Source organism: Micromonospora sp. MP36, assembly GCF_008119785.1.
Taxonomy (GTDB): domain Bacteria; phylum Actinomycetota; class Actinomycetes; order Mycobacteriales; family Micromonosporaceae; genus Micromonospora.
On sequence record NZ_VSFA01000024.1, the window covers coordinates 71,949 to 84,107 of the forward strand.

The 12,159-nt window shown below is 73.5% G+C and carries 13 protein-coding genes and 1 pseudogene; 2 read left to right on the forward strand and 12 right to left on the reverse strand.

The window, feature by feature from the left end; all coding sequences use genetic code 11:
- Window positions 1-10: 10 nt before the first annotated feature.
- Genes FXF52_RS41710 through FXF52_RS18465 form a run of 5 tightly spaced genes read right to left on the reverse strand, consistent with a single transcriptional unit; the run spans window position 11 to window position 4,191 of the window.
- Window positions 11-679, reverse strand: coding sequence for a hypothetical protein (locus FXF52_RS41710; RefSeq protein WP_187413575.1), 669 nt, complete (start codon window positions 677-679; stop codon window positions 11-13).
- On the reverse strand, window positions 676-2,142 hold the full coding sequence (locus tag FXF52_RS18450) for a hypothetical protein (protein ID WP_148798175.1): 1,467 nt from the start codon (window positions 2,140-2,142) through the stop codon (window positions 676-678). Before FXF52_RS18450 ends, FXF52_RS41710 begins: the two co-directional genes overlap by 4 nt.
- On the reverse strand, window positions 2,139-2,888 hold the full coding sequence (locus FXF52_RS18455; protein ID WP_370518001.1) for an ATP-binding cassette domain-containing protein: 750 nt from the start codon (window positions 2,886-2,888) through the stop codon (window positions 2,139-2,141). The genes FXF52_RS18450 and FXF52_RS18455 overlap by 4 nt, the downstream gene beginning before the upstream one ends.
- Window positions 2,885-3,616, reverse strand: a complete 732-nt coding sequence (locus tag FXF52_RS18460) for a hypothetical protein (RefSeq protein ID WP_187413576.1) — start codon at window positions 3,614-3,616, stop codon at window positions 2,885-2,887. Before FXF52_RS18460 ends, FXF52_RS18455 begins: the two co-directional genes overlap by 4 nt.
- On the reverse strand, window positions 3,613-4,191 hold the full coding sequence (locus FXF52_RS18465; RefSeq protein WP_222870566.1) for an RNA polymerase sigma factor: 579 nt from the start codon (window positions 4,189-4,191) through the stop codon (window positions 3,613-3,615). The genes FXF52_RS18460 and FXF52_RS18465 overlap by 4 nt, the downstream gene beginning before the upstream one ends.
- Window positions 4,192-4,322: 131 nt before the next feature.
- Between FXF52_RS18465 and FXF52_RS18470 the strand changes: the two genes are divergently transcribed.
- Entirely contained in the window at window positions 4,323-5,027 is a 705-nt protein-coding gene (locus tag FXF52_RS18470; RefSeq protein ID WP_148798179.1) for a methyltransferase, read from the forward strand.
- A 7-nt stretch (window positions 5,028-5,034) separates the two neighbouring features.
- Here the strand turns inward: FXF52_RS18470 and FXF52_RS18475 are convergent, their stop codons facing one another.
- The 6 genes from FXF52_RS18475 to FXF52_RS18500 all read right to left on the reverse strand — a co-directional run bounded on the left by FXF52_RS18475 (window position 5,035) and on the right by FXF52_RS18500 (window position 10,533).
- Window positions 5,035-5,832 carry a polysaccharide deacetylase family protein gene (locus tag FXF52_RS18475; RefSeq protein ID WP_148798181.1) on the reverse strand — a complete coding sequence of 266 codons (798 nt, stop codon included), beginning with the start codon at window positions 5,830-5,832 and terminating at the stop codon, window positions 5,035-5,037.
- Window positions 5,833-6,023: 191 nt separating this feature from the next.
- Window positions 6,024-6,926 carry an inositol monophosphatase family protein gene (locus FXF52_RS18480; RefSeq protein WP_148798183.1) on the reverse strand — a complete coding sequence of 301 codons (903 nt, stop codon included), beginning with the start codon at window positions 6,924-6,926 and terminating at the stop codon, window positions 6,024-6,026.
- 15 nt (window positions 6,927-6,941) lie between these two features.
- On the reverse strand, window positions 6,942-7,595 hold the full coding sequence (locus FXF52_RS18485; RefSeq protein WP_148798186.1) for a hypothetical protein: 654 nt from the start codon (window positions 7,593-7,595) through the stop codon (window positions 6,942-6,944).
- Window positions 7,592-8,593: a hypothetical protein gene (locus FXF52_RS18490; RefSeq protein ID WP_148798188.1), complete on the reverse strand. Its 1,002-nt coding sequence runs from the start codon at window positions 8,591-8,593 to the stop codon at window positions 7,592-7,594. Before FXF52_RS18490 ends, FXF52_RS18485 begins: the two co-directional genes overlap by 4 nt.
- A gap of 55 nt (window positions 8,594-8,648) precedes the next feature.
- Window positions 8,649-9,440: a bifunctional 2-polyprenyl-6-hydroxyphenol methylase/3-demethylubiquinol 3-O-methyltransferase UbiG gene (locus tag FXF52_RS18495; RefSeq protein ID WP_148798189.1), complete on the reverse strand. Its 792-nt coding sequence runs from the start codon at window positions 9,438-9,440 to the stop codon at window positions 8,649-8,651.
- A 142-nt stretch (window positions 9,441-9,582) separates the two neighbouring features.
- Window positions 9,583-10,533, reverse strand: a complete 951-nt coding sequence (locus FXF52_RS18500) for an LpqB family beta-propeller domain-containing protein (RefSeq protein WP_148798191.1) — start codon at window positions 10,531-10,533, stop codon at window positions 9,583-9,585.
- A gap of 264 nt (window positions 10,534-10,797) precedes the next feature.
- On the opposite strand from FXF52_RS18500, the gene FXF52_RS18505 reads away from it, so the two are divergent.
- Window positions 10,798-11,001 carry a hypothetical protein gene (locus tag FXF52_RS18505; protein WP_148798193.1) on the forward strand — a complete coding sequence of 68 codons (204 nt, stop codon included), beginning with the start codon at window positions 10,798-10,800 and terminating at the stop codon, window positions 10,999-11,001.
- Between the two features lie 91 nt (window positions 11,002-11,092).
- Here the strand turns inward: FXF52_RS18505 and FXF52_RS41715 are convergent.
- Window positions 11,093-12,159: pseudogene (locus FXF52_RS41715) on the reverse strand (hypothetical protein); the annotation flags it as partial.

Sequence of the window (12,159 nt, forward strand, 5' to 3'; positions counted from 1 at the left end):
ACGCCCATCTTCACGATCCGGCGACGGTGTCGCGGGCGCCGCGCACCGCGATGAGCAGCACTCCGCCGGCGAACACCAGGCCGGCGCAGATGGCTGCGCCGACATCGTGCGGTGGACGGGCCGGCCAGATCCACGGCGTGGTCAGCGCCGGCCCGTGCCACTGCGTGTAGAGCGCGTAGAGGGCGACCATGAGGTAGCCGGCCGGGCCGGCCCAGGCCAGCGGGCCGCCGAGCGCGGCGGCGCACAGCAGACCGAGGCCGGTCAGCCCGGCGGTGTCGCGCAGCACGTCCAGGGTGCCGCCGGCCAGGTGCGCCCCGGTTCCGGCGGCGGCCAGCGCGCCGGCTGCGGCGGCGGTCAGCACCAACGCGGTGCCCAGCCGCAGGAACGGCAGCCACCGGCCGGTGGCGCGTTCCGGCTCGCCGAACGGGCTCGCGGTGGTGGCGGCGATGACCACGGCGCAGCCGGTCTCGAAGATCAGCGGCAGCTGGCGTGCCCCGTACGCCGTCCAGTGCCCGTGCAGCAACGCGATCCGCAGCCCGACGGCGCAGGCCGCCACCGCGGCCAGGGCGGCCGGGACCCGGCGGCTGGCAAGGTGCAGGTGTGCCAACCGCAGGCCGACCCGCGCCGCCCCGCCCGGCGGTGATCCGGACGGCAGTGTCCGTGCTCCACCCCTGCTCATGGCAGCTGCCCGAGGGTGACGTCGCCGGTCCGCAGCGCGGCCAGGTGGTCCACGAGCCAGGCGTGCCGGGCGGCGGCCGGCAGCGCCGCGAATCGCCGGGCGGCGGCCGCCGCCGGACTACCGGGCGGCAGGGTGGAGGTCCGCAGCATCCCGTCCGCGACCGCCTGCTGCGCCGGGGTGGCGCCGCGGCCGCCGCCGACGACGGCGTCCACGAGGTCGCGGCCGACCGTCGCGCGCACCTCGGCCGCGAAGTCACCGGTGGCCGTCCGACGGGCGAGGTGACTAGGCAGGACAAGGTGGAACACCGGCGGTGTGCCGCTCACCGGCGGGCCGGCTCTGCCGATGCGGACGCCGTTGCCCGGGTCCTGCCGGTAGGTCGCGGCGACCTGGCTGATCCGGGCCGGCGCGCCGGGCAGGCCGGCCACCTCGCGGAGCACCGGTTCCAGGGCGTCCACCACGACGGGCAGATACCCCGCATAGGCGGGGTGCAGGCAGACCGGGACCGCGGTACGGCTGCAGACCGGCGAGTAGCGGATCGGATCGTCGTCGGCCGCGTCGTGCAGGGCCGGGATGGCGATCATGCCGTGCACGTCGAGCCGGCCGGTGCCGGCGAGCCCGACGGCGGTGGCGGCCACGACCAGGCCGACAACGGCGGTGGCCGCGGCGGACCCGCGCAGCCACCGCCCGCCGGCGCCGGCGGGCACGCCGAGGGCGCCCAGCAGCGCCGCGGTGAGGCCGGCGAGGAACATCACCTGGGCGATGGGAAGGTCGGGCAGGTAGGGGTAGAACGTGGCGACACCCTCGTCGGGCCCGATCTCCCACGGACCGGCGACCAGGGGCGAGACCTGCCAGTACGAATGGTCGCCGTGGATGAACTGCGCGCTGATCTCGAACGCGAGGAACGCGGCGACCGCGACCAGCGGTGGGGTGAACCGGCTGGGCCGCAGCGCCCCGGCGACGAACCCGAGCGCGGAGAACGCCGGCAGGCTGGCCACGCCCACCACAACCGGCCACCACAACGGCCCACCCCAGGCGGCCTGCCGCGCGGTCACCCCGTACAGGACGCCCACGCAGCCGAGGTAGGCCACGACCGCCCAGCAGGTGGTGGCGGCCCAGGCGGCGAGCTGGCGGAACCACCGCGGCCGGGCGGTGCCGCTCACCAGCTCGGCCATGCCGTGGCGGCCCTCCCGGGAGCCCAGCCAGGCGGCGGCGCCGACCACCGTCGGCACTAAGACCGCCAGGGACGTGCCCTGCATGGTCATGGCGCGCAGGTTCCACATCGGCGGGTACGCCATGCTCGGACGGTAAGTGATGAACCAGAAGAGCCCGGCTGTCAGCGGCAGCAGCCACGGCATCACGTTGCGGCGCAGCTCCAGCCGCAGCATCCGTCCCGCCGCCGTGAGCGGCACGCGGAGCGCCCGCACCGGCCTGGCGGGCGCCGGCACCACCGGCGCGGCGGTCACGACCGCACCTCCGCCAACACCGCGCTGTAGCCGCGCTCCAGCGGGGCGTCACCGGCCGCGCTGGTCCCCTCGGCGCGCCCGGCCAACTCGTCCGGGGTGCCACGGAAGACGATCCTTCCCCGGTCCATCAGGGCGACCCGGGCGCAGGCGGCGCCGACATCCTCCACCAGGTGCGTGCTGACGACCACGGTGGCGGCCTGCCCGAGGTCACGCAGCAGGGCCCGGAACGCCACCCGCTGCTCGGGATCCAGCCCGGCGGTCGGCTCGTCCAGCAGCAGCAGCTCCGGCTCGTTGACGATCGCCTGAGCGATGCCGACCCGGCGCAGCATCCCGCCGGAGAGGGTGGCCAGCTTCGCCCTGGCCTTGTCGCCGAGGCCCACGCGCTCGACCGCCGCGGCCACCGCGTGGTGCACCCGCGCCGGCGGCATCTCCTTCAGCAGCGCGAAGTACTCGACGAACTCCACGACCGTGAACCGCGGGTAGTAGCCCAGGTTCTGCGGCACATAGCCGAGCCCACGCCGAATCTGTCTGCGCTGCCCGTACCCGCCGGGATCGCGGCCGAGCAGCCGGATCCGGCCCGAGGACGGGGGGATCACCGTGGCCATCATCCGCAACAGCGAGGTCTTGCCCGCGCCGTTCGGACCCAGCAGCCCCAACACCCCGGGGCCCGCCTCCATCGTCACCCCGGCCACGGCCCGGGTACGGCCGAACCGCCGGGTCACCTCGATGAGCTCGACGTTCATCACGTTCCTCTCGGAATCCGGGTGGCGTACAGGACGATCACGGCGCAGCAGCCGGCGAACGCCAGGTAGGGCAGCCAGAGGGCGGAATCGGTGACCGCGGCGGTGAGCTGGCCGGCGGCCACCCGCCCGGACAGGACGGTCGTCACCCAGCCGGCCAGGCCGGCCGCCACGCCCACGTTCGCCGATCGGGCGACCGTCGCGGCGGCCAGCGCCAGCGCGCACACCGCGGTCATCGGGACCAGCCAACCGATCGTGACCACGGTGGCGGCTCCCGACGTGGCCGAGGCGGCCAGCCCGAGTGCCGCGTTCAGGCCGAACACCGCCAACGCCCGGACCAGCAGCACCATTCGGTCGCTGACCGCCACGCTGCACGACAGCTCCCAGGCCGGGTCGATCCCCGGCCCGTACGCGTAGGCGATGCCCGCCGCGGCGACCGCGGGCGCGACGAGCGCCACGTACGGTGTCCCGGTCTCGCGGGTGGCCAGCATCCCGGCGAGCAGCACCACGGCGGTGGCGATCACCCACCCGAGCAGCAGCGACGGTGTGGTCACCAGCGCCCGGGCCAGCCCCGGCGAGCGGAGCAGCCGCCCGGCCAGCCGCTCCACCGGCCCGGGACGGCGGCGCCACACCTGCGCGGCCACCCCGATCCAGACCCGATCCAGGTCGACGTCGGGTTGCCCCGGCTCCAACTCCATCCGGTCCTGGCCGCCGCTCACCCCGTCACTGGTCATCGCCCGCCACCCTCCGGCTCCGGCTCGTGCCGCCGCAGCGCGGCCCGCATCAGCCGGCGGATCTGGTACGCACGGCTCTTCACCGTCCCCGCTGGAACACCCATCAGCTCAGCCACCTCGGCCACCGTCCGGTCCTCGATATACATCAGCCGCCAGGTCTCGCGCTGCGGGCTGCCCTCCGCGCCCAGCGCCTCGACGGCATCGGCAAGCTCCGCCCTGGACAACGCCGCGTCCGCCGGGTCGGCCGGGGAACGCCCGCCGGCAGCCCCCAGCGCGGCGAGCAGCAACTCGGGACGCCCACGGCGACGCAGCCACAACGCGGCCTGGCGGCGCGCTATCCCCCACAGCCAGCCGCCGGCGCCCTCCGACCGGTAGCCCGACGCGCCCCGCCAGGCCGCCAGGAAGGTCTCCTGCAACACGTCCTCGACGTCGGCGGCCGGCAGCACCGCGCGCAGCCGGGCAGCCAGCCACGGCGCGTGTCGGGAGAACAGCTCCCGCAGCGCCGTGTCGTCTCCGCCGGCAACGGCGGCGATCAACTCGTCGTTGTCCATCGCCTCTGTGTTGCGATCCGACACCGATCGGTTCACCCGGCCACCAATTTGTGATTGAAACCTGGCGAGGTTCACCTCGGCACGGTCCATGGGCGACCGTACCGGCCGGGCGCGCGGGACTGCGGGCCCACGCCGTGCTCTGGCAGAGTTGCCGGATGCGCGCACCCCGAACCGCCGCACAGGCCTGGGACGAGGAGTACCGGCGCGGCCGGTACCAGGATGAGCCGCCGGTCGCGTTCGTCGCCGACATCCTGGCCGCCGCCCACGGGGCGGGCGCGACCAACGGCCTTTACGTCGGCTGCGGCAACGGACGCAACCTGCTGCCGCTGGTGGACGGTGGGCTCGATCTGCTCGGCCTGGACATCTCCGCCGAGGCGGTCCGCCAGCTCGCCGACCGGCGACCGGACCGGGCCGGACGGCTGCACCACGGCGACCTGGACTCGCTGCCGGCCGGGGCGACCTGGCCGCTGGTGATCGGCATCCAGGTCTTCCAGCACGGCGACTGCGGGCAGGCGCACCGACAGGTCCGCGCGGCGCAGCGGCGAGTCGCCCCGGGCGGGCTGATCCGCGTACGGGTCAACGCGGTCGGCACGGACGTGTGGCCGGCGCACGAGGTGGTCGAGCGCGCCACCGACGACGGGTTCACCGTGCGCTACACGGCGGGATCGAAGCGCGGGCTGGACATCCACTTCTTCAGCCGCGCCGAGTTGGACCAGCTCTTCGCGGGGTGGGCGCCGGTGCTTCCGGCCCGACCGCACCGCACCGAGCGGGACATCCCCGGCACCGGGCAGTGGACGCAGTGGGAGGCGATCTGGCAGCGCCCTGCGGAGCTGATCGGAGACCAGCCCCTGACTGGCTGACGACCTCCTACGGTTGCCCGCCTTGTTTCAGCGCTGGTGACGGCGCGCTGGTCGGGCCGGTCACAGGTGCATTGACGGGCAACGCCCCGAGCTGGAAGCGGCTCAGCAGGTCAGGCAGAAGGGTCGCGAGGGCGGTGACGGTGTTCTGCCGGTCGCCGCCGCCGTCGTGCAGCAGCACGATGGAGCCAGCCGCGGTGCCCTTGGAGATGGTGGAGATGATGGCGGCTGCTGCCGGTTCCTCCCAGTCCCGCGGATCCACCGCCCAGTGCAGGCTGGTCATGCCCAGGTCCTCGGCGACGTCCACCAGCTGTCGGGTCCAGTTCCCGCCCGGCTGCCGGAAGTACGTGATCGGCGCGTGCGGCGCGGCGACGTGGATGGCCTGGCTGGTTCGCAGCAGATTGCTCTCAATGTCCTGACGGGGCCGACTGCCGAGGTCAAGGTCCTCGTTCCAGGTGTGGTTGCACAAGGTGTGACCGTCGGCCACGATGGCCCGCACAAGTTCCGGATAGGCCTCGGCATTCTTGCCCAGCAGGCAGAACGTCGCCTTGACGTGGAACTGGCGCAGCGTTTTCAGGACGAGCGGAGTCCAGGTGGGATCGGGTCCGTCGTTGAAGGTCAGCGCCACCTGCGCCGACCCAGTGGTCATCTGGACACCGGACGGCACGGGAGATTCGGTGGCGGACGGCGCCTCGGCGGACGGTGAGGCGTGCGGCAGCAGGGACCGGCCGATCAGATACACGCCGCCGAGCACCACAACGATCACGGTCAGGACGACGGTGGCGCGCAGCGCCGAAGACCGGCGCATCAGGCTGTCCTTCGGCTGTCTGCCGCCGCGGGCATGTCATGGCTGGTCACTGTCGCCCCTTCGGTCAATCCGACAGGCGCCACGTTAGCCGCCAAAACCCTAAGTCGTGTTTATACGAACAAATTGCTCTCTCACTGTCGCATTACGGCTCGAACCGGTAATCACACTCGGACCAGTCGGCCGAACGATATTCACCAACCGACAGAGGCCAGGCTGATGGGCGTGAGCTGACGAACCTGCGGCTCGATCCACTGTGCCGCGGTGACCAGCTTGACCAGCCGGTCGATGGTCTCCGGCGGCCCGGCCACGAAGCTGCGCCGCTCGGCCGGGCAACCGTACCGGTCGTCGAAGCAGCCGCCGTCGAGGGCGCGGACCGCCATGCCCGCCTCGGCGGCCAGCAGCATCCCGGCCGGCAGGTCGACCGCCTCCGGGCGGTAGCCGACGATGCCGTCGATGTCGCCGCGGGCCAGCATCACCCAGGACAGCAGCGGCGCCCACAGTTGCAGCACCCGCCGGGCGGTGGCGTCGAGCACCACCTTGAGCGCCCGGGCGGTGCTGTCGTCCCGGCGTACCTCGTGGCCCTGGGTCCAGGCCAGCACCGGCGCGGCCGGCACCGGCCGGCGGGGCGCGCGCAGCGGGCGGCCGGACGGACCGGACGCGTGCACGAACGCGCCCCGACCGCGTACGGCGGACCAGGTGCGCCCGGCGACCGGGTCGTGCACCACGCCCAGCACCGGTGAGCCCCGGTCGCAGAGGGCGATCCCGACGACGTACGCGGGCAGCCCGATCGCCACGTTGTTGGTGCCGTCGAGCGGGTCGACCAGCCACGCCCAGGAGGTGTCGGCGGCGTACTCGCCGCCCTCCTCGGCGATCACGCCGTGCTCCGGCCAGCGGGCCCGGATCCGGTCGACGATCAGCCGCTCGGCGGCCAGGTCCAGGTCGGTGACCAGGTCACCGGAGGCGCTCTTGGCCCGGGCGTGCAGCTCGCCCCGGGCGCCCCGGCGCAGCAGCCGCCCGGCGGCCTGGGCGGCCTCCACCGCGAACCGGTGCGCGTCGCGCAGGTCGGGTCCGCCTCTGCTCGGCTCCACGTCCATGGCCCCTCCAGCCACTCAGCCCCGTGCCACCAGTTGAGCTATCTCCCGCGCCATCCGCGCGGTCTCCGCCGGGTCGCAGCGGTTCCGGCGTACCCGGTGGCTGCGCCCGTCCACCGCGCCGAGGCTGAGGTCGCAGGCGCCGGGGGTGGTCCGGCCGAGCGCCACGGTCACCGCCGGCTGCCCCCGGTCCACCTCGGAGGTGTGGAAGCCGCCGGCGCGCAGCGCGTACGAGTCGCCGGCGGAGTGGGTCTCCACCGTGGCCGTCACCGCGGTCACCAGCCGGTCGGTGGCGGCCATCTCGTCGACGTCACCGCGGCTGTGCACCTCGTACACCCGCCAGGCGGGGTCCACGGGCGCGTCGGTCACCTCGATCAGCTCGTTGCGGACCCGCCCGTGGAGCACATGGCTGAGCAGGTCCCAGCTGTGTGAGTGCATGGCGGACGTGGTGGGCTGCCCGGCCGGCGGGCCGGCCGGCCAGGCGTGCACGCAGATCCCGTCGGGACCGGCGCGCTCCACCGGCAGGCAGGTGAAGCCGAGCGGGTGGCGGACGGCCAGCAGCGGTCGCCGCCCCTCGGCGACGTCGTCGAGGACGGTCAGCACCCAGCCGCGGAGCAGCTCCGGCCGGGTGCCCCGGTCGATCTCGCGTTCGAGGTCGGCGTAGGTCATCATGCGTACGGGTTCCTCGCCTGGATGGCCCGGCTGACGATGTCGGCGACCTCGCGGTCGCCGAAGGACCGGGGTAGTGGCAGCCCGAGCGCGGTGAACAGCCGGCGGACCTGTTCCACGGAGGGCTCGTCGTCGAGCTTGACCTGCCCGGCGGCCTCGATCGGCACCCGTCGGCTCTGCTCGCGGCTGAACTGCAACTCGATGTTGTAACGGTTGTAGTAGAGCTCTGTGCGGTCGATCCGCAGCGCCGGGGTCTGCGGGTTCTCCTGGGTGATGATGACGCAGCTGGAGGAGAGGTCGTAGCGGAAGGTGGTCATCTGCGCGGAGAGTCGCACGTCGATGGTGAGCAGCCCGGAGCGTTGCCGGTGCCAGCAGGCGGCCAGCACAGTGGCGTAGGACTCCTTGCGGGTGCGGTCGACCGTCCACCGCTCCCGCGGCGCGTCCGGGGCGAGGCTGCGCCGGAACTGCGCGTAGCGCTCGCAGACCGCCTCGTCGGTCGGGTCGATGATCTCGATGGCGAACTGCAGGGTGGCGTTTCGTCGGCGGGCGTGCTCCAGGCACTCCGGCAGGGTGACCGCGCGGGTGTAGGTGCCGGTGCCGCCCTTGAAGGTCCACCGGTCGGTGTGCCGGCGGGCCTCGGCCAGGGCCTGCCCGACCTCGCTGCCGTGCAGTACCCGGACCATGGTGACGCTGTCGATCGCCTCGCGGGCCCGGTTCAGCGCCCCCTCCGGACCGCTGATCTCGCGCAGCTGCGGCACCAGCTCGGCGAGCTGGGTCCGGGTGTCGTGGATGACCTCCCGCACCTCGTGCTCCGCGGTCTGCCGGCGTAGCCGGTCGCGCAGCAGCGCCTGGGCGAGCACGCCGAGGACGAGCAGGATCACGCTGTTCACCACGTCCTGGCTGACCGTGTTGTTCAGCCCGAGGATCGCGACGACCAGGGCCAGCACCAGCCCGATGAACGCGTCGAGATTCTTGACGACCCAGGTGACCACGCGCGCCATGACACCCCCCGGTCGACGGCGGAGCCTTCATGATAGCCCTTTGTCAATATCACCATCACGCACCGTTCAGCCGGGCGGTGCCTTTCGGTGACGGTGGAGCGGCGCCGCGGCGGGCGGCGCAGATCAACGATCCGCCGAGCCCCGGCGCGAGTCGGGCGAGCAGCCTGGAGGCCACCCAGCGCCCGCCGGGCAGCCGCCAGCCGACGTGGTTGGAGCGGATCGCCAGCGGCGCGAACCCGGCCTGCCGCAGCGCCCGGCGCAGCAGCGACGCGGTGAACGGCCGGATGTGCAGCCAGAGGTAGGGGTGCAGCGGATCGACCTGGCGCGGGGCCCGTCCGAAGAGGAACGCCAGCCGGTCCTGGACCGGGGCCAGGTTCGGGGTGGTGAGCACCAGCAGGCCGCCCGGGGCGAGCACTCGGTGGCACTCCCGCAGCAGCGCCACCGGGTCGTACACGTGCTCGATCAGCTCCCCGGTGAGCAGCCCGGCGAAGCTGCCGGTGCGGAACGGCAGGCTACGGGTGGCGTCCAGGCAGACCGGCACGGCCCGGCAGTGGGCGGCCCGGCGGGCCTCGCCCAGCGCCGCCTCCGCCATGTCCGCCACCACCAGCGGGCCGGGCAGCTCCGCCGGCTCGAGCATGCTCCGCGGGCCGCACCCCAGCTCCAGCACCGGGCGTCCGCCGACGACGCCGTCGACCATCAGCCGGGCCGCGACCGCCCGGCGGATCCGGTGGTACGGGTCGTCGACGTACCCGTTGACCTGCACGCCGTCGTGATAGCTGCGCCGGTTGGCGCGCCGGCCGTGCGCCTGGGCGCTGCGGGACGAGGCTCCGATCGGCGGCTCGCCCATGCACCCTCCACTGCGGTCGCCGGGTCCGGCGACGGCGCCCGCCTACAGCCTCGCACCACACCCGCGAAGCGGCGAGGAAATCCGGGCCGACGCCGACGCGGCGGCCGGGAAGCCGGCCGCCGCGTCGCGGGTCGTGCCCGGGTCAGATCGCGCGGGCCCAGTCCACCCGCATGCTGTCGTCGTACTCGTCGCCGGGGATCCACCACGGGTCGCCGAAGCCGCTGGTCGAGACGATGATGTTGCCGCCGTCCGGGTACTCGTTGGTCGGCGGCACCGACAGCGCGGCGCAGTAGCGTCCGTCCGGCGAGAAGACCGGCGACAGGTAGACCCGTGGCTCGTCGGTCAGCCGCTTGACGCCGGTGCCGTCGATCCGCACCGAACCGAGGGACCCGCCGACGATCGCGACGTCGCGGGTCCAGCGGTTGGTGCAGAACACCACCCGCTCGGAGTTGGGCATGAAGACCGGCCAGGAGAAAGTCTCACCCGCATCGGGCTGGTAGACCCGCCGCACCTTGCCGGTCGCCAGCTCCAGCATGCGCAGCTGCGGACCCTCCGAGCGACTGAGCCAGTTCATGACGATCATGGAGCCGTCCCGGGACCAGTTGGGACGGGTCATGTTGTGCCCCTGGACGAGCACCCGCCGCGCGCCGGTGGCCACGTTCACCGCGACCAAGGTGTCGTGGTTGACGACCAGGGCGACCTCGGTGCCGTCCGGGGACCAGGTCGGCCAGTCGTAGTGGACGCCGAACGGGTCGCTGATCACCTTCCGGACCTCGCCGGTCACCCGGTCGAACAGCGACAGGTTCGACCCGGTCTCGCCCTCGTAGCGCAGGTTGTTCACGGCCACGCACCGGCCGTCGGGCGAGGTGGTGGCGTCGTAGCCGTTAGTCAGCAGCACCTGCGGCGTGGTGTGGCCCGGGTTGATCTGGAGCAGCCCCGCGCTGCCCGTGACGAGCCACGGCCCGTTGACCACCTCGGTGGCCTCCGCCGCCGCTGCGGGCGCCGCCGCCAGTCCCCCGGCCACGCCGGTCACCGCGGCCGCGCCGGCCAGCGCCGCGGTACGCAGCAGGGCACGACGGTTCAGTTCGGTCATGTGCACACCCCCGTGGTGGATGACAATGTCCGGTCCACCCTCCTCAAGCGAGGGTCAACGGTGTATCCGACGACCGGCCCGGGCGGGATGAGCCGGTCGGACGAGGGTCGGGCCGGCGCGAGTTGTCCCCACGGTTGCCCGGTCGCCTGGCATGCTGGGGGCATGGACCGTTGGATCACGGTGGCCGGCTATGAGAACCTGCCGGGCTGCCCGTCGCCGATGGCCGCGCTGCGGGCCTGACTACGCGACCGGGGCATCGACTGGATGCCGTTTCGCCCGGCCGAGATCCGCTACGACCTGGCCTGCGGCCCGGGGCCGGACGGCCGATGGCACGGCTGGTACCGGGTGATGGTCCACGGCAGGGCGCTACGGCCGCTCGGCCTGCACCCTGACCAGCCGACCTCGGTCGTGGACGGACCCTCGCCGCCCGGTTGGTGGCACGCCGCCGCGGAACGCCACCTGCGGTGACCCTGCTCGCCGCTGGGCCGGCCGTGTGCCGCTCACCGCGCCGCTGCCCTCGGGGTGGGCGACCGCACGCTCGCCGGCATGGCCGACCAGGTCAGCCGGACGCGGTGCGCCCACCCTCGGCGGGCCCCTGCCGGTCGAGGCAGTCGGCGAGTTCGATGACGACCTCCGTGTAGCGGGGGTCGGTGTGGTACGGCCAGTGCGCCTCGATCGGCGGCGGGACCGTGTCCATCGGGTTGACGGTGACCGCGCGCGGATCGCGCAGGCGTACGTCCACCTGGCCGGCTGGACCCTCGACGGCGGGTGCTTCGCCGGGCCGGTGCGTGGAGAAGATCGCCCCGCTGATCGGGTCGGTGTTCCGCCAGAGGTTGCGCCACCGCCACCCGACGCGCTCGCCGAGCTCGCGTAGGACGTCCTCGCCGAAGTAGGCCGGCATCAGGTGTCCGTAGAGCCGGCGCAGCGGCGAGCCGTAGGTGAGCAGGGCAACCCGGTGCAGCATCTCCGGCGGCAGTTGCAGGACGGCCGCCGCGGCCAGCGCGGAACCGTGGCTGTGCCCGGACAGCACCACCTTCTGGTGCCGGGCCAGTGCGCTCACCCGCTTGGCGAGCTCCGGCACGGCACGCTCGGCGTAGCAGGGCGGCGCGAACGGGTGGGTCGTGCGGGGGAAGAAGGTGCCCAGGTCCCACAGCACCCCGGCCGCCCGCCTTACCTCAGGGGAGACGTAGGCCATGAGACCGATCAACACGAGCCCGACGATGATCAACCCGAGCGAGATCGTCCCGGCGTCGGTGAGGTAGGCAGCGAGCCCCACGAACGTCTGGCGGTTCCCGCTGAGCTGCTGCGCCAGCTGGGTCGGCCCGATCTCGATCAGGTCGAGCGCGGTGAACACGAGGCTGAGCAGGGAGAGCACGAAGTACACGATGAGCAGCGGGCTGAACTGCTCGGCGAGGCGCGATCTGCTGATCGCCCGGCGGACGCGCTGGACCTGCCCGGCGGCCTGCGGCGGCGCGTCGGGAAAGTCCTCCCGGCAGATCCGCTCCGCCACCCGTTCCCGCCGCCGCCGGCTGAACCGGCCCGCGTACAGGCCCACGACGGCGACCAGCAGCACGGTGAAGAGGGCGCCCAGCGCCTCCCACCGGTAGGCGATCGGCGGGGGGGGGG

Coding starts and splice junctions, on each gene's coding strand:
- FXF52_RS41710 (WP_187413575.1), bottom strand. CDS start 679: ATGAGCAGGGGTGGAGCACGGACACTGCCGTCCGGATCACCGCCGGGC.
- FXF52_RS18460 (WP_187413576.1), bottom strand. CDS start 3,616: ATGACCAGTGACGGGGTGAGCGGCGGCCAGGACCGGATGGAGTTGGAG.
- FXF52_RS18470 (WP_148798179.1), top strand. CDS start 4,323: ATGCGCGCACCCCGAACCGCCGCACAGGCCTGGGACGAGGAGTACCGG.
- FXF52_RS18475 (WP_148798181.1), bottom strand. CDS start 5,832: ATGCGCCGGTCTTCGGCGCTGCGCGCCACCGTCGTCCTGACCGTGATC.
- FXF52_RS18480 (WP_148798183.1), bottom strand. CDS start 6,926: ATGGACGTGGAGCCGAGCAGAGGCGGACCCGACCTGCGCGACGCGCAC.
- FXF52_RS18485 (WP_148798186.1), bottom strand. CDS start 7,595: ATGATGACCTACGCCGACCTCGAACGCGAGATCGACCGGGGCACCCGG.
- FXF52_RS18490 (WP_148798188.1), bottom strand. CDS start 8,593: ATGGCGCGCGTGGTCACCTGGGTCGTCAAGAATCTCGACGCGTTCATC.
- FXF52_RS18495 (WP_148798189.1), bottom strand. CDS start 9,440: ATGGGCGAGCCGCCGATCGGAGCCTCGTCCCGCAGCGCCCAGGCGCAC.
- FXF52_RS18500 (WP_148798191.1), bottom strand. CDS start 10,533: ATGACCGAACTGAACCGTCGTGCCCTGCTGCGTACCGCGGCGCTGGCC.
- FXF52_RS18505 (WP_148798193.1), top strand. CDS start 10,798: ATGCCGTTTCGCCCGGCCGAGATCCGCTACGACCTGGCCTGCGGCCCG.